We start from the raw sequence: 26076 nt of genomic DNA, 5'->3' as shown, positions 1-26076 counted from the left end.
AGCTTCCCCCACGAACAGGACCTTCCCTCACCCGTGTTTCAAATGCTGCAACGTCTGAGCAAAAATCTCCTCCACATGCCGGTCATCCAGCGAATAAAACACCGTTTTGCCGACTTTGCGCCGTTTCACGATACGAGTGTTGCGCAGATACCGAAGCTGATGCGAGACAGCCGATTGCGTCATATCAAGCACAATGCAAACGTCATGCACGCAGAGCTCTTTTTGCAGCAGCGCATAAATAATTCTCACCCGGGTCGGATCGCCGAGTGCTTTGAACATTTCGGCCATATCTATAGTGGTGGATTCGTCCACAAAATTTTCCTTGATCTGAACCAGCGTGTCTCGGGGAGCCGAGCTGTCTGCGCCGTCGTGGCCGCACTCGTCCGTCACATCTTCGCGTAGCGCTTCCTGTGTCACGCTTCATCACCTTCCCGTATGCGTCATACGACCATTATAACAAAAATCGTTGAGATTACGAATAGGCTTTTTTTCGGTCAAAGCTTTGACTTCACGGAAAACGCGGGCTATAATCGGAATAACACATGAACACATGCTCATATATTATCCGTAATGTTTTTGAATAGCATGATTAGAGATTAACCGGGAGGGATCGTTATGGGAACCGCTACAGGAACCATCAAGCGCGAATGGGTGCTTGAAGGGCTGGATTGTGCCAACTGCGCACTCAAGATCGAAAACAGCGTACAGAAGATGCAAGGCGTATCCGCATGCTCGCTGAACTTCGTGAACAAAACGCTGACCTTTGAAACGGATTCGGAGCAGGAGGCGGAAGTATCTTCGAAAGCCGCCGGAACGATCAAAAAGCTTGAGCCTCATGTACAGATCGTGTTGAAAGGAACAAGGCAGCCTGTCGATGCCAAAGGCCGTATTGTCCAGTCCGCCCCGGGCGCGGTCGTTACAGGTTCTTCCGGTCATGTACATCGTGACGGATCGAATGAACATACTCACAGCTCCAAGCCCGGCGAACGCGGACATGCACACGCCAGCCATGACCATGAAGGACACGACCATGCGGGTCATGATCATGCTGAACATGGGCACGCCGGGCACACACACGATCATGGCGGCAGCCAAAAGAAACTGTTGATCCGACTGGGTATAGGCGCGGCGCTTATGGCAACGGCATTGCTCGCTCCGCTTAACGGAGGAATCGAACTGGCCTTATTCCTGCTGGCGTATCTGACCGTCGGTGGAGATGTCGTGTGGCAAGCGGTGAAAAACATTTTCCGCGGACAAGTCTTCGATGAATATTTCCTGATGTCGGTAGCGACAATCGGCGCTTTTGCAATCGGAGAATACCCGGAAGGCGTAGCCGTTATGCTGTTCTACCAAGTAGGCGAGTTTTTCCAAAGCCTGGCTGTCAACCGCTCGCGCAAATCGATTACGTCGCTGCTGAATATCCGTCCCGACTACGCCAACTTGAAGGTAGACGGCGAGACGAAAAGAGTGAAGCCCGAATCGGTAGCAGTCGGTGCCTACATTCTGGTTCGCCCCGGTGAAAAGGTACCGCTGGACGGACGAATCGTCGAGGGTTCTTCCTTGGTGGATACCTCGGCGCTCACGGGGGAATCCGTGCCTCGCGGCGTCAAAGCCGGAGACGAAGTGCTCGGCGGATTTATTAACAAAAACGGCGTGCTGACCATAGAGGTTATGCGTACGTTCGGCGAATCATCCGTAGCCAAAATTTTGGAACTGGTTGAAAATGCGGCCGGACGCAAAGCGCCGACCGAGACGTTTATCAACAAATTCGCCCGTGCCTACACGCCGATCGTGGTGATCACCGCCCTGCTCCTTGCCGTCGTTCCGCCGCTATTCATACTCGGTGCGTTGTTCTCCGACTGGATCTATCGCGCTTTGATCTTCCTGGTCATCTCTTGTCCTTGTGCGTTGGTTGTCTCCATACCGCTCGGCTTCTTCGGTGGTATTGGCGCAGCGTCCAAACAAGGCGTATTGGTCAAAGGCGGCAACTATCTGGAAGCCTTGAATAACGTCAAGATCGTCGTATTCGATAAGACCGGAACCCTGACTCAAGGCAGCTTCAACGTGACCGCGATCCATCCTGAGAATGGTTTTGAAAAAGAACAATTGCTGGAATCCGCCGCTTACGCCGAGTTGCATTCGAACCATCCGATCGCCGACTCGATCCGTGAAGCCTTCGGCCGCGAGCTTGATGAATCGAAAGTGAATGATTACGAAGAAGTATCCGGTCACGGTATCCGGGCAAGATTAGACGGATCGACCGTGCTGGCCGGCAACGCCAAGCTGATGCGGGCAGAAGGCATTTCCTTCATCGAATCCTCTGATACGGGTACAGTCGTGCACGTCGCGGTAGACGGACGTTACGCGGGCCGAATCGTGATTGCGGACGAAGTGAAGACGGATTCGGCGGAAGCTGTTCGGGGCCTGAAAAATCTGGGCATTCGCAAAACGGTCATGCTGACCGGCGATGCCAAAAGCGTGGGCGAATTCGTCGGTCGCAGCCTCGGCATCGATGAAGTTCACGCCGAACTGCTACCCGAGCATAAAGTCGAACAGATCGAGCGACTGGATCGTGAAAAAGGAGCAAAAGAAAAAATCCTGTTCGTCGGCGACGGCATCAACGATACCCCGGTACTGGCACGTGCCGATATCGGCGTAGCGATGGGCGGACTTGGCTCCGATGCCGCTATCGAAGCCGCCGACGTGGTCATCATGACCGACGAACCGTCGAAGATCGTTACCGCAATCGGCATCGCCAAACGCACGCGCCGCATCGTATGGCAAAACATCATCTTCGCCCTCGGCGTAAAAGCCGTCTTCCTGATCCTAGGCGCTTTCGGCATCGCCACCATGTGGGAAGCCGTATTCTCCGACGTCGGCGTAACATTGATTGCCGTACTCAACGCCATGCGCGTACTGCGTGCTCCAATAGCAAACCCGACTACCCAGCAACCCGAACAAACCCCAGCCCAGACTTCACTTTAATCGCATACTCTTTATCATCCAGCCATAATCTATGACTTAGTATCTCCCAACCGCAACCTTACCTTTTCTTTATAAAAAGCACCGTTCATTAATAACTAAATGTACTAAACAAAGCCCTCTCTACCCAAAGAGAGGGCTTTGTTTAGTCGAATAACCTGCTCGTTAAGAAGCTTCGCCAAGCGGAGGGAGAAATTCAGGGAAAGGCGCCTTTGAACTCGTAAAACCGAAGGTTTTATGAGTGAGACAGCGCCTTGTGAAGCATTTCGAAGAAATGCACTTCGGAAGCCTATGCTGGCAATTTCTCCCGCAGCGCCGCCCAAGCCCCCTTAACGAACAGGATTTTTGCGGCTAAACCAAAGCCGCCCCCGTCTCACCCCATCATCCCCAAAAACCGCGAAGCGATCCCGAAATAAATAAACAACGACAAAATATCGTTCAATGTCGTAATCAAAGGCCCCGAAGCGACAGCCGGATCGACCTTGAACCGACTCAGCAGCAGAGGAATACAGGTTCCCGTCAGCGTCCCGATAATCAACGTCGCCAATAGCGAAATACCGATAATGCCTCCCAGGACCAGATTCCCTTGCCAAAAGTAGGCGATAAGCGTAATAATGATGCCGCAGCAGACGCCGATCGACACGCCCACGACCAATTCGCGCCGAATCAATTTCCATACGGTCGGTGCCGTCAGCTTGCGCCCGTTAAGCCCCCGTACCACGACTGCAAGCGATTGCGTGCCCGTATTCCCGGTCATCCCCGCGATCATCGGCATAAAGAAGGCCAGAGCGACAATCTGCTGCAAGGTATCTTCGAAATACCCGACGATACTCCCCGATACCAGCCCGATAAACAGCAGCAGGATCAACCACGGAAGCCGCCGCCTTACCGCTACCAAAGCTTTGGTGTCAAAGTCGATGTCTTTTCCGCCGCCGCCCATTTTGGCTACGTCTTCGTCGGCTTCGGACACGACGATATCCAGAATATCGTCTACCGTAATCACGCCGCATAGCCTTTGCGCTTCGTCGATTACCGGCAGTGCCAGAAAATCGTAATCCTGGATCAATCGTGCCGCTTCTTCCTGATCCAGCGTAACGGGAACCGTAACGATGCGCTTTTTCATCAGATCGCTAATCGTAGCGTCTTCCGCTGCGAAAAACAGATCGTGATACGACACGACGCCCACCAGCTTTTTGTCTTCGTCAACGACATACAGATAACTAATCGTATCGGAGATCGAAGCCACGCGGCGGATATGCTCCGTGGCCTCTCGTGGAGTATCTTCGGCCGAGATCGAAATAAAGCGCTCCGACATCAGTCGTCCGACGCTTTCCGGCGGATAGCTCAGCAATTTGCGCAGCGAAGTTGCGCTGCTCACCTGCATGCTCGATAACAGCTCTTCGCGTTTGGCGGGCGTCAGTTCATTCAGAAACCGCGCCAAGTCGCCTTCGTCCATCTGCTGCATCACGTCGATCGAACGTTCCGGTCCCAGTATGCCGAAGATCTCGACCTGTTCCGCATTGCTGGTCGATTCGGTCAGATCCGCAAGCTGTTCGATCGGGAGCAGATGCAGGAATCGATTTTGATCATGGGGTAAAAGCTCGTGATAAATCTGTACCAGATCATAGGGGTGCACGTCCCGGGCGAAGTGTTCAAATTCGGTAGGTCGTTCTTGCCGAAGCAATCCAAGGGCTTCTTCGGTCAGTTGGCGGATATACATTTCTTGTGCGGTAGGGATCGGTGCCATAAGTTCCTCCTTAACAGCCGTGCAAACATGCGAATCCGTTTTTGCGGGACTCGTCTTTTCAGGTATGCGTCGACTCTGTCCATATTGCTTACTCTCTAAACTGTAAACGTCCAGGCTGGCGACAAAACGCTTACCGACCAAGTAAAAGTTCAAGCCGAGCGGCAATCAGGGTTACGGCAAGCCCGGCAACCGACGAACAAATGCGGATTCCGAACACAAAAACGGCGTGAATGCTCAGAGCATCTACGCCGTTTTTGAAGGAGTATCGGATATCGGTCAAGCCCAACAGGATAATAGCCTCAAGCCGGATTTCTTTTCGCCGTGTCGCTTTTGATGTCCGCAGCTTCTTTCGCCGTCAACCGCTTGTGCGCCGCCCAGAGGAAAGGCAATCCGCATGCCGTCAACAGCGCCAGAGGAGCGAACACAGCCACTCCGCTTTGCAGCGCAAACTGATCGAGCAGAAGCCCTCCGACGATTGGAGCCACCACGTTACCGATATTGTTGAAGCCGATCGTTCCGAAATACGTGCCTTTCCACTCGGGCTTGGCGATTCGGTCGATCAGCATGTCCATCATCGTGAACATCAGCACCTCGCCGACCGTAAAGACGAATACACCCGCCAGCAGCAAAAAGAGACTATGCCCCAGGCCGAACATAAGCAAAGAGATCGCAACGAACACATTCCCCAAAATCAGCGGAACGACCGGACGGAAGCGGCTGGCCGTTTTTACGATCGGGTATTGCACCAGAAGCACGACCGCCGCGTTCATGGCCAGCATGTACGAGAATAGTTCTTTTCCGTTGCTAAGCCCCGGAGCCAACGATAGATATTGGGCGAGCGTCGAACTGAAATGTCCGTATCCGAGCACGCAGAACGTCGTTCCGATCAGGATCGGCAGGAAGATCCGATCCCGGCTTGTTACGGATAGCGCTTCGCGAATTTTGGGAGGCGCAGCTTCGCTCGGAACCGGCAATGCGCTGCGATGCGCGGCAAATTGGACGACCAGTACGAAACCGTACATCACATACACGATACCTGCCACCAGAAAAGGAAAAGTGGATTCTGCCGAGCCTAGCTGAAGGCCGAGAATCGGTCCAAACACGACGCCGATATTGATAGCTGCATAACGCAGGTTGAACACCAACAGCTTATGTTCGGGTGCCGTCGTATCGGATAACAAGGCTCGCGAAGCCGGCTCGAATACAGAGCGGCACAAGCCGTTCAGTACGTTGAAAACGAAAAACATCCAGACTTCTGTCGATGCCGCAAAACCGAAAAAGACGGCTGCCCAGCAAAAAACGGAGACGAGCATGACTTTTTTACGGCCGATTCGGTCCGAGATATAACCGCCGTAGAAGCTGATCGAGACGCCTGCGAGCGAACTTGCGGCTACGATGAATCCGGTCTGGGTAGCGGATACGCCCATCGTTCCGGTCAAGTAGATCGCGAGGAACGGAATGCTCATCGAAGTCACGACACGTCCGAACATTGTGCCGACAATGATCGTCCAAGCCAGTGGGTGAATACTTTTTAACGCTTTTGGAATCATGGGCCTTACGCTCCTTATGTTGAACTGTCGTCATTGTACCTAGCCAAAAGGAGAAGAAAAAGGGTAATAAAAGATTTGCTTTTTTCACCTTTTATATGTTCGAATAAAGCAACGAAGTCATTATGCGTCGAAAGGAGCGAGGCTTATGGATAGCGGAATGCAGCATTATGTGCAGATTCATCGGGGATTGCGCGAAACGAAAAACGCGGACGGTGCTGTCCCGGTTACGATAGAAAAGCTGGCGGAGCTGTTATTCTGCACGCCGCGCAACGTCAAGTTCGTTCTGCGGCGTCTCGAAGAAAAAGGCTGGATACGTTGGACGCCGGGACGCGGAAGAGGGAACGGGTCCACGCTGGTGTTTTTGCGTCCGATCGGCGAAGTGCTGGAGATGAAAGTCGATGCGCTTTTGGAAAACGGTCGCATGAGCGAAGCGCTCGATCTGATCTCGGACGCCCAGGTCGACGAGAATCTCAAGCAGAAGATGTGGACGCGGGTCAACGTGTACCTGGGTCTGCGCAGCGAGCCGGAAGAATCGTCTACCCGCGACGTGCTTCAGATGATCCGGGGCCAACGTTTGGAAAACGTCGATCCCGCTTTTGCTTATACGGTGTTCGAAGTGTATATTTTGGGTCAATTGTTCGATACGCTCGTCGATTACGATACGGTGTCCGAAAGCTTTTTGCCCAAGCTGGCCCATCGATGGGAAAGCAATGACGACCGAACGCGCTGGACTTTTTATTTGCGCAAAGGTGTTCGTTTTCACGACGGCCGCCTGCTGACTTCGCGCGATGTTCAATCGACGTTGTACCGCCTGCGCCGTAAAAATTCGCCCGCGATCAAACTGTTCGGGGATGTGGAAGACGTAGAAACATTCGGCGATTACGTCGTCGTGTTCCGATTGTCGCGTCCCAACGCTTTCTTTCTGCATTTGGCGGGGTGTTTGTATATGGCTGTTCTTCCGGTGGAAGAAAAAGAAGGATTGCCGATCGGCAGCGGTCCGTTTCGTATCGGCAAGTTGGAGAAAAGCAAGCTGACACTGACCGCTTTTGATGGTTATTTCGGGTATCGTCCGTTGATTGATCGGGTTGATGTCTGGTTTTTGCCCGGAATCGAGCAGGAAAGCCGGACGTACCATCTTTCGGATCAAGACGATGTGGAAGACAGCAAAGAATTGAGCAAACCCGGCATGGGCTGTCGTTATCTGATTTTTAACTTCCGTACGCCGGGCATTCACCACGATCCGGAATTCCGCGAAGCCGTTCGCCTGTTATATGACCGGCACGCGATCATCGAGGATCTGGGCGGCAATCTGATCGAACCGGCGGCAGGTTTTTTGCCTTCGCGCAGCAAACGTTCCGTGATCCCGCCTTCTTCTCTCGACGAAGCGTCAGAGCGTCTGCGCCGAAGCGGCTACGAAGGACAAACGCTGCAACTCGTGTTTATGGACCGCAAGCAGGAACGGCTCGAAGCGCAATGGCTAAAAGACCGTTGCAGTCTGGTCGGTCTGAAGCTGGAACTGTGTCCGCAGGAAATTTCGCTGTGCAGAACGGAGTCCGAGTCCGGCGAGCTGGCGTTGGCGACGGAAATGCTGGAAGACGATTGGGAATTGGAATTGTTGAACTTTTTCCTTAACGAAGGCACGTATCTCAACCGCAAGCTGGACGATCGACGTCTGGCTGAGCTGCACAGACTGTTCGACGGATTCATGGGCAAAGAAAAAGCGGGACGCGCCGAAGTGTTCGAACGTGCGCAGGCTTTGCTGGAGCAAGAAAATTGGCTGCTGTACGGGACGCATATCAATCATCGCGGCTATTTCAATCGCAATCTGTACGGGCTGCGCATGGACTCTTTGGGTTTTCCCAATCTCTCCCGCCTATGGGTCAAGAGCGAGAATACACGGGAAAAGGATTGAACCTCTGTCCATGTCGACGTATGCTTAGAAGGTAGACGGCAGGCAGAACATCGACAAAGAAAGGCTGATAAGCAGATGACAATGCAACAAGGAACACCTTTTGAAAAAGCACGGCGCAAAGTGATTATCGACACGGACACCGCGGGAGACGATACGATTGCGATCTTGACGGCGCTGCATCATTTTGACGTATTGGGAATCATGATGACCGGAGGCAATGTGCAGTTTGACCAGGAAGTCGAAAACGCTCTGTACACCATTCAAGTTGCAGGCAAAGGCGGAGCAGACGGCAAAATTCCGGTCTTCAAAGGCTGCGAACGTCCGCTGCTGGCGCCTTGGAACTCGCCGTCCCACTTGACCGTCGAAGATGTGCACGGCAGCGACGGTATGGGCGGAGCCAATTTCCCTTTGGCCGAACAGCGCCCATCGGAAGGACATGCGGTTGACTTTCTGATCGATACGGTGCACAAATATCCGGGAGAGGTGACGTTGCTCGCGATCGCGCCGCTGACCAATATCGCGATGGCGATCCAGAAGGAACCGACCATCGTACCGGAAATCGCGCATTTGTACGTGATGGGCGGCACCAATAATGCACTGGGCAATATCACGCCGGCAGCCGAGTACAACTTTTACACCGATCCGGAAGCGGCCAGTCTGGTCCTTAATTCCGGCATACCGACGACGATGGTAGGCTGGGAAATGTGTACGGACTTCTCCTTGATGGACGACGAGGATCATGCGGAAATTTCGGCGCTTGGAACCTCGGGAGCGGAATTTTTCGTTGCGGTCAACAAAGTCGTGATGCAGTTTAATAAAAAGGTACACCGTCTTAACGGTACTACGCATCCGGATACGCTGCTGATGGCGGTTGCCGCCGACGAATCGGTAATGACCCAAAGCCATACTTACTTTGTCGACGTGGAGACCAAAGGCGAGTGGACACGGGGGTATAGCGTCGTCGATATCAACGGGCGTCTGGGCCGTCAGCCGAACGTACGCGTATGCCAAGGCATCGACCGTCCGCGGTTCAAGCAGATGCTGCTGGATGTGCTGGGTGCGATTCAATAGAGACTTGTGAATGACGCGTGTAAAAGGAGGCTGGAACAGTGAATGGACAAGAGCTTCGGATCGACAAGCAAATTCTTAAAACCATTCGGATGAAGTATTTGCTGTACGTTCCTTCGACTTATGAAGAAAGTGATTCGAAGAAATGGCCGCTGATCCTGTATCTGCACGGAGCCGGGGGAAATGGAACGCAGACGGATGCGATTCGCAGAGAAGGCCTCCCGGCGCACGTCGAAAATGAACGGAATTTTCCTTTTATCGTTGTGGCTCCGCAGTGTCCGCTGGGAGCCTTTTGGAATACGCGCGAAGATGAAGTATTGGCTATTCTCGACGAATTGGAAGAGCATTGGCTTATCGATCCCGATCGCGTGTATCTGACGGGCTTCAGTATGGGCGCGTACGGCGTATGGCAGCTGGCCGAGCACCACCCGGAACGTTTTGCGGCGATTGCCCCGGTATCCGGCGGAGGCGATCCGGCCCATGCCCGCAAGCTCAAAGACATGCCGGCCTGGATTTTTCACGGGATGGACGATCAGGTCATTGGCAGCACGGAATCGGAGAAGATTGCCGAAGCGATGCGAGGCGTCGGTGCTGAGGTAGAGCTTACGCTTTATCCCGGAATGGGTCATGATTGCTGGAAAAAAGTTTATGCCAACGAAGGATTGTATCGCTGGTTTTTGGAACATGCCAGCTCACCCCAACGCATGGCAAGAACAGGCGAGACATGGATGGAGGCTTATCAAGAGATGGATCATCACCAACCTCAGCAGGAAAAAGAAAGCTTGGACGAATCTTTATCGACACGACCCGAGTGGGCAAACGGAGAGTCTGCGTTAGGCTTGTATCACGATGGAACCGAGCGGCTGCGTGTTGAATTGGTCAGCGAGAGCGACGTGAGCGATTTGTTCGCGCACGAATTGAAAAACAAAGCGTTTTTCCTCCAGTTCACGGCGACGCGCGAAGACTCCTTTTACACGTATGAAGAGCAGGTCGCGCGCGTGCGCAGATCGGTCGACGCCGCGGCTGCGGACACCCGTTACAGCTTCATGATTCGCGAGCGGCAATCGGGACAGCTAATTGGCGGCGTGGATTTGATGGACGTCAAGCGGGGCAGTCTGCAAAGCGCGTGGATCGGCTATTCGATAGACGGCGATTACAACGGCAAAGGCTACATGACAGAAGCGGTGCGTTTCGTGGTACGTCATGCGTTCGAAGTGCTGGCGCTGCATCGGATCGAGGCGGGCGTGATGCCGCACAACCAGGGCTCGCTGCGCGTGCTGGAGAAGGCGGGCTTCGAACGCGAAGGCTTGTGCCGCCGTAACGTGAACATCAACGGACGCTGGCAGGATCATGTGCTGCTCGCGATCGTGAATCCGAAAGACATGGCGGAGGAAGAATAGACGTGCAAGTGAAAGAAGGCGAACGATTATGGTGATTACGAACGAAGCGAAAGCTTTTATCGAAGAGCAAATGCAAAAGACCGGGATTTCGTCGCTTCGCGTTTTGTCGAACGGCAAAAGTTGCAGCTGCTGCGGGCCCGGATTCATGGTGAAGCTTGGAGCAGCCGAGACTAATGATCGCAGCGTCGTCGTGAACGGTCTTGAAGTGGTCTATGAGCCTCATGCGATCGGTTTCGTGGATTCCGGCGTTACGTTGGATTTGCTGGTTGACGAGCGCGGGAAAGGCCTGATCATGCAAGGAAAAGACCATCGCTGAAAGGAGCCGTATAGCCATTATGGCCGTGACCGAAGTGTTGGACGTATTCAATGAAAACAAGGATTGGATCGGAACCGCGCCTCGCGGCGAAGTCCATCGGCAAGGATTATGGCATCAGGTCTTCCATTGTTGGGTCGTGTCGGGTTCGCGAGAGAGCGGATGGAAGCTGCTGTTTCAACTGCGTCATCCCGACAAAGAAACGTTTCCCGACAAGCTTGACACTTCCAGTGCAGGCCACTTGCTAGCGGGCGAGACGCCAGAAGACGGGTTGCGCGAGCTGGAAGAGGAACTGGGCCTGTCCGCTCGCTACGAGGATCTGATCTACTGCGGTATCCATCAAGAAGAATATCGAATATCCGAGCATTACATGGACCGGGAATTCACTCACGTCCATCTGTATCGCTGCGATCAGAAGCTGGAAGATTACCGGGTGCAACGCAGCGAAGTGTCCGGCGTGTTTTGGGTCGGGGCCGAGGACTTCCGGGAGTTGGTGCAGGGGAAAACGGAACGCATTGCGATTGAGGGCGTTACCTATGATGAGCATCATCGTCCTGTGCAGGAGAAGCGCCAGGTTGCGTTAAGCGACTATACGGATAATACCGAGAGTTATTACGGGTTGCTGTTCCAAGCTTTGGAAAAATTATAACTCCCGCCTCTCGGAATTCGATCTGGCACCCGAGCAATTCGATGTTAAACATGACGAAAAACGGACACCGCATTGGCGCTGTCCGTTTTTGCGTTGAGCTCCGTCTTAATGCTGCAAATAAACCGGAGCTCCCATCGGAGCCGCAGCAATGCCGCCATCCACGCTCAGTTCCGCTCCTTGTACGTAAGAGGCGTCGTCAGAAGCCAGATACAGCACCGCTTTCGCAATCTCTTCCGGTTCTCCCATACGTTTCAAAGGCACGCCGAGCGAAAATCCGTCATTTAGCTGATCCAGCGCTTCTGCGGTTGTCTGCCCCCAGATCGGTGTGCGGATCGGACCGGGTACGACCGTATTGACGCGAATGCCGCGCGGAGAAAGCTCTCCCACCATCGAACGCGCCATAGCGGTAACGGCTCCTTTGCTGGCTGCGTAAGCGGACGAGTGTGGCTGTCCGGCGTTAGCCATAACCGAACCGATCAGAATGACGGAAGAGCCGGCGTTCAGGTGAGGCAGGGCGGCTTGCACGGTGAGAAAAGGTCCGGTAACATTGATACGCAAAATATCCTCAAAATAGGCTGGCGATGTGTTTTCGAGCGGCGTTGATCCGGAAATGCCTGCGTTTGCGAACACGATATCCAGTCCGCCGAATGTTTCTACCGCTGCCGCAACAGCGCGTTGGAGGGCTTCCGTATCCGCAGAATTCGCTTGTAGCGCAATTGCATTTTCGCCCAGCTCCGCCTGAACAGCCTGTAATTTCTGCTCGTCACGTCCGGTCAACACGACTTTGGCGCCTTCCTGGATAAACAAACGAGCCGTCGTCAAACCGATACCGCTGCTTCCTCCGGTAATCAAAGCTACTTTTCCCGCTAATTTTTGCATCATAAACGCTCCTTTTGAATGTTTTTTTGAGAATGATCGTTCTAAAAAGGGGTTAAAAAAGACTGTTTCAATCAGTCTTTTTCAAGCGAACTCAGAGCAACGGACGCAATACGCAGCAGCTTTTCTTTCGGCGCCGACGTTCTCGCCAACACACGAATGCCGAGCAGGGTGGTATGCAGACTTTCCGCCGTGGCTTGAGAATCAAGTTCGTTAACGATCTCGCCATTCGCCTGGCCGCGTTGAATCAGCAGCTTCAGCAGCTCTTCCAGCTTGCAAAAGCTTTCGTCCGTCAGCCGTTCGGCTTCCTCGTCCCGCGGGCCGAGTTCGACTGCCGTATTCACCAGCAAGCAGCCTTTTGGCTCTTCGGGAGCGCGGTCAGTCATGGCACGGAATACAAGCCGAATGCCTTCGAGCGCGGAAGGAGCATTCAAAGCCGCTTGACCGAGACGGTCGTCGACTTTGGATTTGTATAGGCGAAGACTTCGCATAAAGAGCGCATGTTTATCCCCGAACGTATCGTACAGACTGCGCCGGTGAATCCCCATATGTTCGACCAGATCCTGCATAGAAGTCTTTTCATAGCCCTGATCGAGAAAAAGCAGCATCGCTTTTTCAAGGACGGCAGCTTCATCGAATTCTTTGCTTCTTGCCATGGCAAAGTCCTTCCTTTCTTTTTAGAACAATCATTCTCTAATTATCAAGACTCGTTTCAGCTCCTTGATGGATCTAGTCTAGCATATTGAGAACGATCAGTAAAGAAAAGAACGAAACACGTTTGAGCCCTTTTTTCGCGTATGTTAAGTTAATAAAAGAGAAAAGAAGGGAAGGATTAACCGTGAGCAATCCATTCGCACAACGTCTTCAGGAAGTCTATCCAGCGATGGCGATCGAGGATATTCAGACAGAACGAGCCGCGCAGCATTATGTAGTCCTCGGTATTAACTATAAATTGGTTTTTCGGTTTGCGCGAAATGAATATAGAGCAAACCGTCTGGCGTATGAAGCCCGAACCTTGCTGCCAACGGTGTCGCGAGCTGCCAACCTGCCGGTGCCCGTACCGCTCTACGAATCGTTGGAACGGCTTGAACCGGTGCTTGCTTTTATCGGGTATGAACGAATCGACGGAGAGCCGTTATGGCCCGAAATAGTGGAAAGCTTGGCGGGAACAGAAGAGGAAACGCGTCTTGCGGACAGGATAGGCGGATTTCTTCAAAGTCTGCATACGGTACAATTGGAAGCCGACCTTCCTGAGCCTGAGGAGAGCGAAGAACTTCAACAACTCTCGGACGAGCGGTTGAAAGACGTTATGCGCAGGCAGTTGTTTCCTGTTATGAGCAAGACGTTGCAGGCTCAAGCCGAAATCGATCTGGAAGCCTGGGCCGAATCCGAAAAGAAGTCTGCGAAAATGCTCATCCATGGAGCATTCGGCCCGGCACATCTGCTATGGGATGCGGAGTACGAGCAACTGGCTGGCGTAATTGGCTTTGGGTCAGCGAGATTAGGCGATCCGGCTATTGATTTTGCAGGCATTTTGAGCGGATACGGATCATCGTTTTTCGAAAAATGCCTGGCTGCGTATGGCGGGGATGCAGGCTTGGCGGATCGGGCTCGTCTGTATGCCAAAATACTCCTATTGCGCGAAGCGCTATACGGTGCCGAAGAAGGAGACGCAGACGTGCTGGCCTATGGATTGGAAGCTTACGCAACCTCACATTCCGGATAAAGTTAACGCTTCCTTCTACTCGGCTTAACATTCACCAAACATTTTTCCCGCAAAATAAAGATAGGGGAAAATGAATCCGCATTCCGGCAACGATTTGCGATGCGAATGCAGCGAAATGTTAAGGAGCTGAGAAGATGAGCGAGTCGGCGGCGAGCGGACGCGAAGAACAAGCGGCAAAAGATGCCGAAGACGAGAAACGTATGTTGTGCGAGCGCTATGCGCCTTATTTGATGTTCGATCTGCGTGAGCCTTTCCTGCCCAATCTGGTCGGATTTTCCTGCCTGGGCGTCGAGGAAGAATCCCCATCGTTTCCACGGTCGTTCGAGGAAGCCGATCCGCGTACCGAATGGGTATTGGAGTACGCGATCTGGTGGGATTACGAGATCGGGCATATTTATCAATTGGAGCAGGTCTGGATCTATGTGGGTCCGAACGGCGAAGTGCTTGACTGTGAAGCCACATTCCATGGCCGCGTTTTAAAAGGGTTACTTAAAAATCGGAGCAACTTGAGCGATAACACCCATGTGCGCTTATTTGCTCAACCGGGCAAGCACGCCTTGTCCGCGATGCCCGAAGTGTTCGAATTATTGCCAGACTTGTACCTGGGAACGGGGCAACGTGCAGGCGCTGATGGGCTGTATACGGGCGGAGAGATCGCTTGTTTGCTGCCTGCGGGCGGCGATGCGGAAGAAGTCCATGCGCGCGTAAAACGCTATTTGCGTTCGTTTGCGTTCAAGCCTGCTTTGGAGTATACCGAATACCGCTTATTGCATGAACAGTTTCTTACATGGCCGCAATTGCGTGAAGCCATTCCGGTTCGTCTGGCGGATCGATTGCTGGAGCTGGAGTTGATTTTTGCACGGGATGGATTGCGCGGAGCGGAAGAGAGCGCGGCAGAACGCAGAATGCGTCGGAGCCGTGAAGCAGGAAGCGGTATCGAGCGGGAAGAGGCGAAGTGATCTATCGAAAAGACGACTTTCCACTGTGGAAGGTCGTCTTTTTTATTCGGAAGTATATGTAAAAGAGAGCAGACCTCCGATCCTGACTGAGGAAGGTCTGGACGTTCAACATGCTTTATTCATTTAAATCGAATAGCTGAATCTCTGGCTGTCGCTCCCTTTTGGCACATCTGAAAAATTTGCTTGTCAAATCTCGGATCACATGCTATTTTTGATAACGATTATCAATATCAAATAGAAAAAGGGTGGATTTATTGTGCTGAAAAGATACAATGCGGCTTTGTTGATGCTGGTCATGGCTCTGATGTTGGTAATGAGTGCATGCGGTCAGTCCACAACAAGCAGTGCAGCCGATACAAAGAGTACAGCGGTAACAGAAGAGCAAGCGGCGGTAGAGACGACTACAGAAGAGACAGCGCCAGAGCCTGCGGCTGAAGAAGCTGCGGCAACCGAAGGCGAGACGGTGACTTTTGCATCGGACGCGGGTGATGTTCAAGTTCCCCAAAATCCGCAACGTATCGTTGACCTGACTGCTTTTACAACAGGCTATTTTGTAGCGCTTGACGCTCCTGTCGTAGGGGCAACATCGGGTGCGATTAACAACAAATACATCAAGCAACAGCTGGCTGACCAAGGTACTGTCGATCTGGGCGAGACGCCAACGGCGGAACCGATTCTGGCGCTGAAACCGGATCTGATCATCGTCTATCAAGGCACGGAAGGCATCGACCAGCTTGAAGCCATTGCGCCAGTCGTTCAGATTGCATACGGTAAAGACAATTTCAAAGACCTGATCGTCAAATTGGGCAAGCTGACGAATCGCGAAGACGCAGCTACGGCATGGGTGGAAAAATGGAATGCGCAGATCGCCGAACTGAAACCGCAAATCGAGGCAGCTATGGGCGATCGCACCGTGTCCTTGTTGAATCCTTACGAAAAAGGCATCTACGTATTCGGACATAACTACGGACGCGGCGGCGAAATCATTTATGGCGAATTCGGTCTGAAAGCTCCTGCAAAAGCCCAAGCGGAAGCGATCGATAGCGGCACGGGATTTGCTTCGATCTCGCTGGAAGTGCTGCCGGAATACGCAGGGGACGTAATCTTCACCAGCCCTTGGTCGGGCGACACCAGCGATCCGGAAGTCGTATACGGCAACAATATCTGGAAGAACCTTCCCGCTGTAAAAGCCGGCCACGTTTTCCAACTGGATGCCACTTCGGATACGTATAACGATCCGATTACGCTGGAAGGACAATTGAAATTCATTGCGGATAGCCTGTTGTCCACGAAATAAGATGAATTTGCAATAAATGATTCGAGAGCATTCCCCGACGGGAGTGCTCTTTTGGTGTTGAGTATGCAAAATGACTTAGCTGTAAAGGATTGGAATGTGGTAAATTAGATAAAATCGATCTATCGCAAAGGAGACCTGCCCATGATGATCAGGCCTTATGAACATGAAGATGAGAAAAGCTGGCTGAGATGCCGCGTATTGGCCTTGCTTGATACCGCTTACTACGACAATGTGTTGAACGCGAAAAAGCAGTACGACAAACCTTCGATCGAGTTGGTAGCTGCCCAGGGAGACGAGATTATCGGGTTGATCGATCTCGAACTGGACGGACAGCCGGGAGAGGTTTGCTCCGATCCCCAGCGCAGGGGCGCTATGATCCGGAATCTGGCCGTGCATCCGGATCATCGGCGCAAAGGTATCGGTCGTCTACTGCTGGTCGAAGCGCTTGAGCGGGCGAGAGCCGCGGGCATGCAGTATTTGGAAGCCTGGACGCGAGATGATCAATGGGTGCGCGATTGGTATATGGGCACAGGTTTCAAGCAGAGCGATTCGTATTTGCAGGTTTATGTGGAAGGCGACGAAAATCTCAAAGGCATGATCGACAGCAAAGTACCGCATCTGCGCCCTGTATCCGTATTCGCTCACTACACCGGTTCGGACAAAGCCTATATCGTGAGCAAGTTTTCGCGAGTGCACGAAACCAGCAGATTTTATCTGGATTTGGCAGAGCTGAAATAATGGGGAAATTAAATATAAAATCATTATATGAAAAATTCAAAATAATAAACCAAGAAAACCGAAAAAAAGCAAAACAACCCGAGAAAAAGAAACTCTCAATCGCCTTAGACAAAAGAATTGACAAATCGAAACGATTACGAATATTATAGATACATATCATCTTTAATTGAAATGAAGTAGTCTTCCTCGTTATTCTGATCTATTCATTACGAAGACTGCTTTTCTTTTTGAGTAATAAGAGATATAAGGAATCTATAATAGACGCGAAAGGAAGCGGTCCATATGTTAAATCCATCTTCAAATCCGGCAGACGTTATCATTATCGGAGGAGGGCCGGCAGGAATGAGTGCAGCGCTTGTTCTGGGAAGAGCCCGTCGCAACGTGCTTGTGATTGACGAAGCTCTGCCTCGCCATCGGGTGACTCGAGAATCTCATGGTTTTTTGACCCGTGACGGGGTATCTCCATCTGAATTGCGCAAAGTCGCACATGAACAGATCGCCGCGTATCCAAGCGTACGTTTTATTCAAACGGTAGCTGCAAATATAGAAGGAAACGATGGCGCATTTCAAGTGACCACCGGCGACGGAGAAACATATATCGGCCGTAAGCTGTTATTTGCGACAGGGATGAAGGACCTTCCGATGAATATGAAAGGCTTGGAGGACGTGTATGGAAAAAGCGCCTATGTTTGCCCTTATTGCGATGGTTGGGAGATGCAGGATCGGCCAATCGCTATCATCGCTGGAGAACATACGATGCACCTGACGCGTACAGTCGCCGGATGGTCGAATGACTTGGCTGTTTTCACCAATGGAAGCCCTCGTCCCGAGGAAGAGACGAACGAGCTGATGCGCAGAGGCATTCCCGTCTATGATGCTCCTATCCGCGAGATCGCTTCTGAGGCAGGCGAGACGGTTGCGATTGTATTGGAGGATGGCAGCGAGATTGCGCGGACCGCGATTTTCTTTGCACCGAAGCTTGCTCCGGGCTCCGATCTTCCTGTACATCTCGGCTGTGACGTCAATGAATCCGGTACGATGGTAGTGGATGAAATAGGGCGCTCGAATGTGCCTGGCGTGTTCGGTGCCGGCGACGGGGCTTCACAAAAGTATCAGGTTGCCGCAGCCGTCGCAGCCGGTTCGATGGCAGGCGTAGGCATCAATACAGAGCTGTTGGAGTTGGATTGGGAAAAGCGTATTCTGAATCCGTAGCTCTTGTTCCTGTTCACCGCAAGATGTAAAATAGAACCAACACCAAACCGCAGGCTTAAGGCTCTGCGGTTTTGTTTGTTCCAAATCTGTAACTCGGGGAAGGAGAAGATGTTTTCATGAGTCTTCCGATTGTTCAAGGCCGAACAGCTCTGCTTTTGATGGATATGCAAAACATGATCGTGTCCCGATATACGTCCGACACCGCTCAACTGGCCCCTTTTAAACAAGCGCTGGAAACGGCACGTCTGCATGGGTTGCCTGTAATCTTCGTTCGTGTTGCTTTTCGGGAAGGGCATGTCAATGTGAGCGCTCGCAATAAGATGTTTGGGCGCATCATCGGGACTCCGGGCGGAGGCACTGAAGATATCGGCACGCAAATTCACGCCGAATTGGCTCCGAGAGAGAATGAACCGATCGTAACCAAAATTCGGGTAAGTGCGTTTGCCGGAAGCGATCTGGAAGCCGTGCTACGCTCGCAAGGCATCGACTCGCTCGTTTTGTCCGGAATTGCTACAAGCGGAGTCGTCCTGTCCACATTGCGTGAAGCAGCAGACAAAGATTATGGCTTGACCGTTCTGGCTGACGCTTGTCTGGATCAGGATGCGGATGTCCATCGCGTTTTGACCGAAAAAGTATTCCCTGTGCAAGCCGACGTCATGACCGTAGAAGAATGGGCTGCGAGCTTGGGCGAAGAAAAGGAGAAGTGATTCCATGGAATTCAGATATGAGGAGAGACGCGGGAATGTTACCGAACAGAATGCTTCCCGCGAGCGGATCAGACAGGTTTTGGATCAGATGGATGATCTGAATCGTACATATTGCGGACTTACCGTAAGCGATAATTTGTATATACAATGCGCCGGTTCGTATGAAGAGATGATCGTGGAAATTCGGGTTCCTCACCCTGACGGATTCCGCCATTATGCGATTGGACAAATTTTGGAGCCGGGCGGCGAAGTCGTCGAGACTTTTCATGCGGAAACGACCGAAATGCTTTTTCATAGCTTTACCGAGACGCATGATATCCCTTCCGAATTTGTAAAGCGGGATATGACCGACGAATTGAAATCGCTGAATTGAATAACTCCTCATATCGATATAAAGAAAGGGGGAACGGATCTTGCAAATGAAAACGACTTTGTTTATTACGACGCTTTTGTTTGCTTTATCGGCAGGACAGATTTTTATGCGTTGGGGAAATCCCCAATTTTCGGTCTTGCAGATCATGTTTATGGTTGTGGGCGTTATTTCGTTCGTCGTCTTATTTATGATCGTTATGGACATGACGCGAAAAGATTTTACCAAAATGCAGGGGACCGTAGTCAGCCGACATCGCAACCAAGTGTGGGTGAAGTTGGACAACGGCAAGCATAAGAGTTCCGTTATTTCCGCCGATCAGAATCCCGAGAGTTTCCGTGAGGGACAGATCGTCGAGATGACATTGGGAAAACGAAGCAAGCTGGTACACCGAGTGGAGTAGGCGGATTAAGAGCAGGCGGGGAAATCTCGCTTGCTTTTTTTGGGATTGGATCAAAGCTGTTGGCGGTAAATAACTGAGAATGCTTAGATTTGAATAAGGAGGCTTTTGTCATGGAAGGATGGGGAAATGAACGGCTCTTCTGGGCGCTTGGGGCATTGTTTATCGTATTCGGTATATATTCGGGGATTCGTCGTCGTAAGCTGCAAAAGAGTGCATATACCGTGACGGGCGAGATTTTACGTTACGAAGAGTTGCCCGACACGGGATTGAACAGAGGCAGTACCGGGATTAACTATCATCCTGTAGTGCGCTTCAAAACAACTTCAGGTATCGTTGAACATGTATCGAGAGTCGGAAGTTCCATGCGATCGCAGACAAGCGGCGGGCAGGTGAAGGTGCATTATAACCCGGAAGATCCTGCGCTTTTTGAAATGTTGAACGATAGCGATACCTTGCGTAAGCAGACATTACCGATCGTAGTCGGAGTTGTTTTTCTGGCTTTGGGTGCCGCGTTATCATTTTAAGCAAGAAAGAAGGATACGAACTTGGACAAGAAGGCAAAAAAGATTCTCACGACGACTTTTTGGTCCGCTCAAGGATGGAAAAACGCGCCTGCAAGCTATTCGGGCGACGACTTTGAATATGCAAAAGCGCAAAACCTGATGTTCGACCCGTTAACGATTACGCATGACGAGTTGATTCAGCGAATCCAGGCTCTCCATGAAGAGGTTGCGGCAGAACGGGTCGGAGCCGCTTTTTTACATAGTTTATCCAGTCGGCGGGTAGAGCTTCGCAGCGCATTATCCAGCTTTGCCTTGACGAAGAACGTTCCCGGCCATACCTATAGCGAATCGCCTGTTTTTGAGCATCGGCGTACCAGCGCTTGTCCCGAATGTGATCAGGCAGGGCTTCAGTCGGAAAAAAGTTACGTGGATCATGATCTCAATATTTTGAATTTCGAGCGCGTAAAGTGGGGCGGCGTTCGTCATAACTGGCTGACCTACTGCTGGATGGATCTGTATCTGTTAACCCGTGAAAACATTGGGGAAGTGACGCGGGAAGACGTGGATATCCTGCGCAATCTGTTAAAAGGTGTCGACGACTGTGAACCGGAGGATCATGCCCGTAAGCTGGAGAAGCGGTGGAAAGACGTCTTGGCCTCAAACAAAGCCGAACGCGATCAGATCATGGAAATTTGGGCATATGCGGGCATACTGGCCGAACAAGATACGCCGAGAAAAGGCAGACGTGGCGATACCGACTTTTTCGCCGTGGATGGTTGGCAGGGAGACGACGGATATTCTCGGGAATCTGTAGAGAAATATTTTGGAAAGTGGCTATAAGCAACCATATTAGAATCTCTATTCATGTGGTATATTTATCCTGAAAACCAATACATAGGCATGAATGGAGAGATCCCTTTGTCGGAGAACGTAGAGGAAGCAAATACAGAAGAAATCTTGAAGGGGAAAGATACGAAGAGCAACCAACTGCGTTTAGGAACGCTAAATGGTTGGCTGTATGCCCTACTGGTCATTCAGTTGATCTTTACCAATGCACTCGGGCTGTTTTTTGTTTTTATCGGAATGATTGCGGGAGGAAGCGCTGGGGAAACGGATTCGGCGCAAGTCTTGTTTTCTATCTTATCGATCGTGCTTCTCGCCTCCATGTTCTACTTTGCTGTAAAAAGTAGCGCTGCGTTGACTTTGTCATCAATTTATCTGATTCTTTTCGTTTTTCAAGTGATCAGCTCGCCTAGCTCAGTGAGAAACGTGAATTTTTTGGTGACATTGGTTGTTTCGATCGTACTGTTTGGGGCCTTTTTCGCACGGTTTCTAAAAGAAGCCAAGCAGCGTAAAAATAGCGGTAGCACTACGAAAGCGATGGAATCAGGATCAACAGAAAGTGAACCTTCGCAATCTGGTTACAGCTTGGGCTCTATCTTGGTGATGCTTGTAGCGGCTGTGTTCCTCCTCATACGCCAATTTCCCTACTCGAATAACGAAAGCTTAAATATACTGATCGGCTTATTGAATTTCAAAAATATGTTTTTGCTGTTTAGCTTGCTTGGACTGGTTAGTCTTTTTGTTAAAGCCCCTTTATTCAACCGAAAGCTGCATATCGTTCTGGCGCTTTTATTTGTAGGCCTGCTAATCGAGGGTTGGTTGAGATTCCTGTTTCAGCTTCCCGCAGTCAGTTTCTTCGTGTCTTACATCTTGTATCCGTACTACCGCTGGGTGATCCTGTTATTACTTGTCTTTGAGATGATTCGACCTTTGTTTGCTAAAGATCAGGGGCCTAGCCGGTTGGAACGCTTTGCCCAGAAGCTTGTTTTTCGGTAATCAGATCAGCAATGAACACAAAGCTTGACGTGAAACGCGTTTCAGATTGTAGGCTTACTGTAGTGAGGGAATCGAATGATTCGCCAACCCGATTTTCATACCAGGAGGTCTACTTGATTATGAACGCTAACTCCAAGATCGTGTTTATTGATATTGACGGAACGTTGGTTGACGACGATGGGATCGTGCCGGCATCTGCGGTGCAGGCTTGCCGTGAGGCACGTGCGAATGGCCACCAGTTGTACCTGTGTACGGGAAGATCCAAGCCTGAAATTTATGAAGCAATCTGGGAGATCGGCTTTGACGGTCTGATCGGCGCAGGCGGCGGCTATGTCGAGAGCCGGAATGCGATGCTATATCATAAGCAGGTATCGCCGGAGGCGGTGCGCCATCTGGTAGACTTTTTCGACCGGCACAACATCGACTTTTATCTGGAATCCAATTCTGCCTTGTATGCCAGCCGCAATTTGCGGGAGCATATGATTCGTCTGATCTATGGAGATGTGGAACAGGATCAGGCAGCCAAAGAAAAACTGGAGACGGCTCCGCATCCGTTTTTGGAAACACTGACGTATGGCGAAAGCAATTTGTACAAGGAAGATGTCAACAAGGTCTGCTTCCTGGAGGGGAATTTGCCTTTCGAGACAATTAAAGCAGAATTCGAAGGCGTATTTGAAGTTATTCAGTGCACGGTACCGATGTTCGGCCAAGATAGCGGTGAATTAACCGTTCCCGGTGTGCATAAAGCCGTTGCGATTGCAGACGTATTGGCGCATATCGGCCGCTCGGTCGAGGATACCGTCGCAATCGGCGATGGCCTGAACGATATGGAGATGCTTCAGTATTGCGCAACGGGCATCGCTATGGGGAATGCACGGGAAGAACTCAAGCGGGTGGCCGATCATGTGACAGGTGCTTTGGAGGAAGACGGATTATACCAAGCTTTTGTCAAATATGGACTTATTCAAGGTGGGGAACTGCCGATCGCTTCAGGAACGCCCGCGGACGGTGAAGCTGCCGTTTAAACGGAATCGCCGACGATTGTAACAGGGATTCTTCGGGTAATGAGTGAGCAGATCTGGTTTTTTATTCCGAGAGGAGAGAATTCATTGACTCAGAACCCTATTACAGCTGCCGATTCCGGGACATTCACGATCGGAGGAGATATGACGGTCCATCGACTCGGTTACGGCACGATGCAGTTAACCGGTCCAGGCGTGTGGGGAGATCCAAAAGACCCGGACGAAGCCGTGCGGGTGTTAAAAAGATCCGTCGAGCTGGGCGTCAACTTTATCGATACGGCCGATTCGTACGGTCCGGTCGTAGCCGAGCCGCTGATTCGCAAAGCTTTATATCCTTACGCCGAAGACGTGGTAGTAGCGACCAAGGCAGGACTGACTCGTTCCGGTCCCAACGATTGGCGCCCGGTTGGCCGTCCCGAGTATTTGCGCCAACAAGCGGAAATGAGTTTGCGTCATCTGGGCGTTGAACGGATCGATCTGTTCCAACTTCATCGTATCGATCCCAAAGTGCCGCTGGCCGAACAGCTTGGTGAACTGGAATTGCTGCGCAAAGAAGGCAAGATCCGGCATATCGGACTGAGCGAAGTCAGCGTCGAGCAGTTGCGCGAAGCCAAAGAGATTACGGAGATCGTGTCGGTACAAAATCTGTATAACCTTTCGAACCGCAAAGCGGAAGATGTGCTGGAAGAAGCCGAAGCCAGCGGAATCGCTTTTATCCCGTGGTTCCCGCTCGCGACTGGCGCGTTGGCGAAAGAAGGTGGCCCACTGGACGAAATATCCAAAAAGCTGCAGGCCAAACCTGCTCAAGTCGCGTTGGCATGGCTGCTGCGTCGTTCCCCGGTAACCCTGCCGATTCCGGGTACGTCAACGTTGTCCCATCTGGAAGAAAATATAGCGGCCGCGGGACTGGAACTGAGCGACGAAGACTTCGAGACGCTGAACAAGTTGGCCTGAGCCTATGAGCGATACGAAAAAAGATAACCGAAATCCGCTATTCCGCGGGTTGAAGTCGTTAACCGGGTCGTTCGACATCTTCGATACGGAAAATCTGCCTGGTCGGCCAGGCGAATTATTTCTTCTTTGGTTCGAAGACGCGCTGCGGAAGCAGGTAACGGAACCGCATGCGGTCACGCTATCCACGGTAGACGGCGAAGGCCGTCCGGATGCCCGCACATTGATTCTCAAAGACGTGCATGGCGAAACGTTTTATTTCGCATCAAGCATGGAGAGCCGCAAAGGGATACAGCTTCAAGAGTGGCCTTATGCCGCGCTAACCTTGTACTGGCCTGCGGTCGGGCGTCAGATCCGTTTGCGGGGAAGGGCATCCGAAACAGGAGAAAAAGCAGGTGCTGAAGATTTCCGGCGTCGTCCGAATGAAGCCCGCGCGGTAGCGATGATCGGCCGGCAAAGCCTTCCGCTGGGCAGTCAAGCCGAATTGGAAAGCGAGTTGGCCGAGCAGCGGCGATATTTGGAGGAATATCCTCAAGCCGCGGCGCCGCTGTGGCGATTATATGCGCTTGAGATCGACGAAGCCGAGTTTTGGCAGGCCGATCCGGGAAGAAAGCATACGCGCGTTCAATATCGGCTAAACGATCGCGGCGAATGGGAGCATGGTTTATTGTGGCCGTAACGTTTGGAGAGAACGTAAGTTCTTAAGATATTGGCGATTCCAAGTTTTTCATTCGCTATTTGTATAATCCGCCGACGACCTATAAACGGTCTGTCGGCGGATTTTTTCACTTAAATTGTACAAAATTAAAATAAATCTTTATTTTTTGATCCGAAAATCCGTTATAATAGAGTATATACTCGAATCTGTTTTCCAGTATTCAGGGAATTAAAGGTCAACGTTAAGTCGAAAGCGGTTATATAAAAGGTATAAGCTTTGACTATAAGAGGAGGTATGGACCATGATACGGCACGTAATTTTCGATTTCGACGGAACGATTGTCAACTCCCGCCCGCTTATCGTTGAGCTATATAACAGCTTGGCGGCCAAACACGGATATCGCGCGATCAGCGACGACGAGTCGGAGCCGTTCGCCGGACGGTCCATACGCGAACGCTCCAAAGCGCTCGGCATTCCGCTTTACCGTCTGCCTTTCCTCGGCTTTCAATTATTTTCGGAATATCGTCGTCAGATCAAAACGCTCGAAATCAAAGACGGCGTCGGCGATTTGATTCGGGATTTGAATGCCCAAGGGTATCAGTTAAGCATCATATCGTCCAACCTGGAAAGCAATATCCGTTCCTTCCTGCGCCATAACGAGATCAGTCAATTCGTGCAGGTACGCTCGTGCTTCAGTTTGTTCGGCAAGCATCGCGCGATTCATTCGTTCTTGCGTGACAACAAGCTTAATCCGCACGAAGCTTTGTATATCGGCGACGAGCTTCGCGATATTCAAGCCGGACAGCGTTCGGGAATCAAGATCATCGCGGCCGGATGGGGTTACGATTCGTTCGAGCTGATGAAACGCTTTTCGCCCGATTTTACCGCTTTGTGCCCCGGCGAAGTGTCGGCGGCGATTGAAGGTTTCAATACAGGAGCAATTTAAATCAAAAAAGCATGTAAGCGTTATCTTGATTGATGTAAAGCCGTAGGCATTGTGCCTGCGGCTTTATTTGTTTTATGCTGATTTGGATGGGGACACTACTTATTTACATTCTCAAACCCAGACATGGCCGCTCCAATCCTGCGATTCAGCAAAAGTTCATCGTGAATGTTGCTGATCAAGCGATCAAATGCCTGCATTGTTGCGCATTGGCAGGAATGAGTATTTTAGATATCAGCATCTCTTTATTT

26 protein-coding genes are annotated in these 26076 nt (G+C 51.5%); 21 read left to right on the top strand and 5 right to left on the bottom strand.

Translation table 11 applies throughout. The features are described from left to right. Nucleotides 1-27 precede the first annotated feature (27 nt). Nucleotides 28-336 (bottom strand): ArsR/SmtB family transcription factor, encoded by a 309-nt coding sequence (locus tag WKI47_RS02730; protein ID WP_051507534.1) that lies wholly within the window; start codon nucleotides 334-336, stop codon nucleotides 28-30. Nucleotides 337-615: 279 nt separating this feature from the next. Between WKI47_RS02730 and WKI47_RS02725 the strand changes: the two genes are divergently transcribed. Then, entirely contained in the window at nucleotides 616-2985 is a 2370-nt protein-coding gene (locus WKI47_RS02725) for a heavy metal translocating P-type ATPase (protein ID WP_340225656.1), read from the top strand. Between the two features lie 370 nt (nucleotides 2986-3355). On the opposite strand, the gene mgtE is transcribed toward WKI47_RS02725, so the two are convergent. Beyond that, nucleotides 3356-4729, bottom strand: coding sequence for a magnesium transporter (gene mgtE, locus WKI47_RS02720; protein WP_340225655.1), 1374 nt, complete (start codon nucleotides 4727-4729; stop codon nucleotides 3356-3358). A 299-nt stretch (nucleotides 4730-5028) separates the two neighbouring features. Beyond that, nucleotides 5029-6276, bottom strand: a complete 1248-nt coding sequence (locus WKI47_RS02715) for an MFS transporter (protein ID WP_340225675.1) — start codon at nucleotides 6274-6276, stop codon at nucleotides 5029-5031. A gap of 148 nt (nucleotides 6277-6424) precedes the next feature. Here WKI47_RS02715 and WKI47_RS02710 point away from each other — a divergent pair, with 148 nt between their 5' ends. The 5 genes from WKI47_RS02710 (at nucleotide 6425) to WKI47_RS02690 (ending at nucleotide 11621) form a co-directional block, all read left to right on the top strand. Then, entirely contained in the window at nucleotides 6425-8191 is a 1767-nt protein-coding gene (locus tag WKI47_RS02710; protein WP_340225654.1) for an ABC transporter substrate-binding protein, read from the top strand. 75 nt (nucleotides 8192-8266) lie between these two features. After that, complete coding sequence (locus WKI47_RS02705) at nucleotides 8267-9262, top strand: nucleoside hydrolase (protein ID WP_340225653.1); 996 nt, start codon at nucleotides 8267-8269, stop codon at nucleotides 9260-9262. Between the two features lie 38 nt (nucleotides 9263-9300). Continuing rightward, entirely contained in the window at nucleotides 9301-10659 is a 1359-nt protein-coding gene (locus tag WKI47_RS02700) for a GNAT family N-acetyltransferase (protein ID WP_340225652.1), read from the top strand. A 28-nt stretch (nucleotides 10660-10687) separates the two neighbouring features. Then, nucleotides 10688-10975, top strand: coding sequence for an adhesin (locus WKI47_RS02695; RefSeq protein WP_340225651.1), 288 nt, complete (start codon nucleotides 10688-10690; stop codon nucleotides 10973-10975). Nucleotides 10976-10994: 19 nt separating this feature from the next. Continuing rightward, complete coding sequence (locus WKI47_RS02690; protein WP_340225650.1) at nucleotides 10995-11621, top strand: NUDIX hydrolase; 627 nt, start codon at nucleotides 10995-10997, stop codon at nucleotides 11619-11621. A gap of 105 nt (nucleotides 11622-11726) precedes the next feature. Here the strand turns inward: WKI47_RS02690 and WKI47_RS02685 are convergent, their stop codons facing one another. Together WKI47_RS02685 and WKI47_RS02680 are read right to left on the bottom strand one after the other, a co-directional pair. Further along, complete coding sequence (locus WKI47_RS02685; protein WP_340225649.1) at nucleotides 11727-12503, bottom strand: glucose 1-dehydrogenase; 777 nt, start codon at nucleotides 12501-12503, stop codon at nucleotides 11727-11729. 68 nt (nucleotides 12504-12571) lie between these two features. Continuing rightward, nucleotides 12572-13153 (bottom strand): TetR/AcrR family transcriptional regulator, encoded by a 582-nt coding sequence (locus tag WKI47_RS02680; RefSeq protein WP_340225648.1) that lies wholly within the window; start codon nucleotides 13151-13153, stop codon nucleotides 12572-12574. A 182-nt stretch (nucleotides 13154-13335) separates the two neighbouring features. Between WKI47_RS02680 and WKI47_RS02675 the strand changes: the two genes are divergently transcribed. From WKI47_RS02675 to WKI47_RS02605, 15 genes are all read left to right on the top strand, one after another. Continuing rightward, nucleotides 13336-14223 (top strand): aminoglycoside phosphotransferase family protein, encoded by an 888-nt coding sequence (locus tag WKI47_RS02675; protein ID WP_340225647.1) that lies wholly within the window; start codon nucleotides 13336-13338, stop codon nucleotides 14221-14223. A 134-nt stretch (nucleotides 14224-14357) separates the two neighbouring features. Continuing rightward, nucleotides 14358-15182, top strand: a complete 825-nt coding sequence (locus tag WKI47_RS02670; protein ID WP_340225646.1) for a hypothetical protein — start codon at nucleotides 14358-14360, stop codon at nucleotides 15180-15182. Between the two features lie 256 nt (nucleotides 15183-15438). Continuing rightward, entirely contained in the window at nucleotides 15439-16479 is a 1041-nt protein-coding gene (locus tag WKI47_RS02665) for an ABC transporter substrate-binding protein (protein ID WP_340225645.1), read from the top strand. 141 nt (nucleotides 16480-16620) lie between these two features. After that, on the top strand, nucleotides 16621-17217 hold the full coding sequence (locus tag WKI47_RS02660; protein ID WP_340225644.1) for a GNAT family N-acetyltransferase: 597 nt from the start codon (nucleotides 16621-16623) through the stop codon (nucleotides 17215-17217). Between the two features lie 282 nt (nucleotides 17218-17499). Then, entirely contained in the window at nucleotides 17500-18429 is a 930-nt protein-coding gene (locus WKI47_RS02655; RefSeq protein ID WP_340225643.1) for an NAD(P)/FAD-dependent oxidoreductase, read from the top strand. 116 nt (nucleotides 18430-18545) lie between these two features. Continuing rightward, the gene (locus tag WKI47_RS02650) at nucleotides 18546-19136 is read left to right on the top strand and encodes an isochorismatase family cysteine hydrolase (RefSeq protein WP_340225642.1); all 591 of its coding nucleotides are present in this window, start codon (nucleotides 18546-18548) and stop codon (nucleotides 19134-19136) included. Nucleotides 19137-19140: 4 nt separating this feature from the next. Beyond that, nucleotides 19141-19509: a hypothetical protein gene (locus tag WKI47_RS02645; protein WP_340225641.1), complete on the top strand. Its 369-nt coding sequence runs from the start codon at nucleotides 19141-19143 to the stop codon at nucleotides 19507-19509. A 40-nt stretch (nucleotides 19510-19549) separates the two neighbouring features. Continuing rightward, entirely contained in the window at nucleotides 19550-19909 is a 360-nt protein-coding gene (locus WKI47_RS02640; protein WP_340225640.1) for a hypothetical protein, read from the top strand. Nucleotides 19910-20019: 110 nt separating this feature from the next. Next, the gene (locus WKI47_RS02635; protein WP_340225639.1) at nucleotides 20020-20433 is read left to right on the top strand and encodes a DUF3592 domain-containing protein; all 414 of its coding nucleotides are present in this window, start codon (nucleotides 20020-20022) and stop codon (nucleotides 20431-20433) included. Nucleotides 20434-20454: 21 nt separating this feature from the next. Next, on the top strand, nucleotides 20455-21252 hold the full coding sequence (locus WKI47_RS02630; RefSeq protein ID WP_340225638.1) for a hypothetical protein: 798 nt from the start codon (nucleotides 20455-20457) through the stop codon (nucleotides 21250-21252). A 78-nt stretch (nucleotides 21253-21330) separates the two neighbouring features. Next, entirely contained in the window at nucleotides 21331-22251 is a 921-nt protein-coding gene (locus WKI47_RS02625) for a hypothetical protein (RefSeq protein WP_340225637.1), read from the top strand. A 119-nt stretch (nucleotides 22252-22370) separates the two neighbouring features. Then, a complete protein-coding gene (locus WKI47_RS02620) occupies nucleotides 22371-23276 on the top strand; it encodes a Cof-type HAD-IIB family hydrolase (protein ID WP_340225636.1) in 906 nt (301 codons plus the stop codon). 84 nt (nucleotides 23277-23360) lie between these two features. Then, nucleotides 23361-24227, top strand: a complete 867-nt coding sequence (locus tag WKI47_RS02615) for an aldo/keto reductase (RefSeq protein WP_340225635.1) — start codon at nucleotides 23361-23363, stop codon at nucleotides 24225-24227. A gap of 4 nt (nucleotides 24228-24231) precedes the next feature. Next, nucleotides 24232-24903, top strand: coding sequence for a pyridoxal 5'-phosphate synthase (locus tag WKI47_RS02610; protein WP_340225634.1), 672 nt, complete (start codon nucleotides 24232-24234; stop codon nucleotides 24901-24903). A gap of 280 nt (nucleotides 24904-25183) precedes the next feature. Next, nucleotides 25184-25828, top strand: coding sequence for an HAD-IA family hydrolase (locus WKI47_RS02605; protein ID WP_037288590.1), 645 nt, complete (start codon nucleotides 25184-25186; stop codon nucleotides 25826-25828). The last annotated feature ends 248 nt before the right edge of the window (nucleotides 25829-26076 follow it).

It is taken from the genome of Saccharibacillus sacchari, assembly GCF_037722395.1.
In the GTDB taxonomy this organism is placed as follows: Bacteria; Bacillota; Bacilli; order Paenibacillales; family Paenibacillaceae; genus Saccharibacillus; species Saccharibacillus sacchari_A.
The sequence above is the reverse complement of the archived record's forward strand: the minus strand, read 5'-3'. Positions and strand labels throughout refer to the sequence as shown.

Bases quoted from the DNA above. Each gene is read 5' to 3' on its own strand.
- mgtE (WP_340225655.1), bottom strand. From the start codon at position 4,729: ATGGCACCGATCCCTACCGCACAAGAAATGTATATCCGCCAACTGACC.
- WKI47_RS02645 (WP_340225641.1), top strand. From the start codon at position 19,141: ATGGAATTCAGATATGAGGAGAGACGCGGGAATGTTACCGAACAGAAT.
- WKI47_RS02680 (WP_340225648.1), bottom strand. From the start codon at position 13,153: ATGGCAAGAAGCAAAGAATTCGATGAAGCTGCCGTCCTTGAAAAAGCG.
- WKI47_RS02650 (WP_340225642.1), top strand. From the start codon at position 18,546: ATGAGTCTTCCGATTGTTCAAGGCCGAACAGCTCTGCTTTTGATGGAT.
- WKI47_RS02635 (WP_340225639.1), top strand. From the start codon at position 20,020: ATGGAAGGATGGGGAAATGAACGGCTCTTCTGGGCGCTTGGGGCATTG.
- WKI47_RS02620 (WP_340225636.1), top strand. From the start codon at position 22,371: ATGAACGCTAACTCCAAGATCGTGTTTATTGATATTGACGGAACGTTG.
- WKI47_RS02685 (WP_340225649.1), bottom strand. From the start codon at position 12,503: ATGATGCAAAAATTAGCGGGAAAAGTAGCTTTGATTACCGGAGGAAGC.
- WKI47_RS02605 (WP_037288590.1), top strand. From the start codon at position 25,184: ATGATACGGCACGTAATTTTCGATTTCGACGGAACGATTGTCAACTCC.
- WKI47_RS02670 (WP_340225646.1), top strand. From the start codon at position 14,358: ATGAGCGAGTCGGCGGCGAGCGGACGCGAAGAACAAGCGGCAAAAGAT.
- WKI47_RS02695 (WP_340225651.1), top strand. From the start codon at position 10,688: ATGGTGATTACGAACGAAGCGAAAGCTTTTATCGAAGAGCAAATGCAA.
- WKI47_RS02610 (WP_340225634.1), top strand. From the start codon at position 24,232: ATGAGCGATACGAAAAAAGATAACCGAAATCCGCTATTCCGCGGGTTG.
- WKI47_RS02710 (WP_340225654.1), top strand. From the start codon at position 6,425: ATGGATAGCGGAATGCAGCATTATGTGCAGATTCATCGGGGATTGCGC.
- WKI47_RS02655 (WP_340225643.1), top strand. From the start codon at position 17,500: ATGTTAAATCCATCTTCAAATCCGGCAGACGTTATCATTATCGGAGGA.
- WKI47_RS02690 (WP_340225650.1), top strand. From the start codon at position 10,995: ATGGCCGTGACCGAAGTGTTGGACGTATTCAATGAAAACAAGGATTGG.
- WKI47_RS02660 (WP_340225644.1), top strand. From the start codon at position 16,621: ATGATGATCAGGCCTTATGAACATGAAGATGAGAAAAGCTGGCTGAGA.
- WKI47_RS02705 (WP_340225653.1), top strand. From the start codon at position 8,267: ATGACAATGCAACAAGGAACACCTTTTGAAAAAGCACGGCGCAAAGTG.
- WKI47_RS02725 (WP_340225656.1), top strand. From the start codon at position 616: ATGGGAACCGCTACAGGAACCATCAAGCGCGAATGGGTGCTTGAAGGG.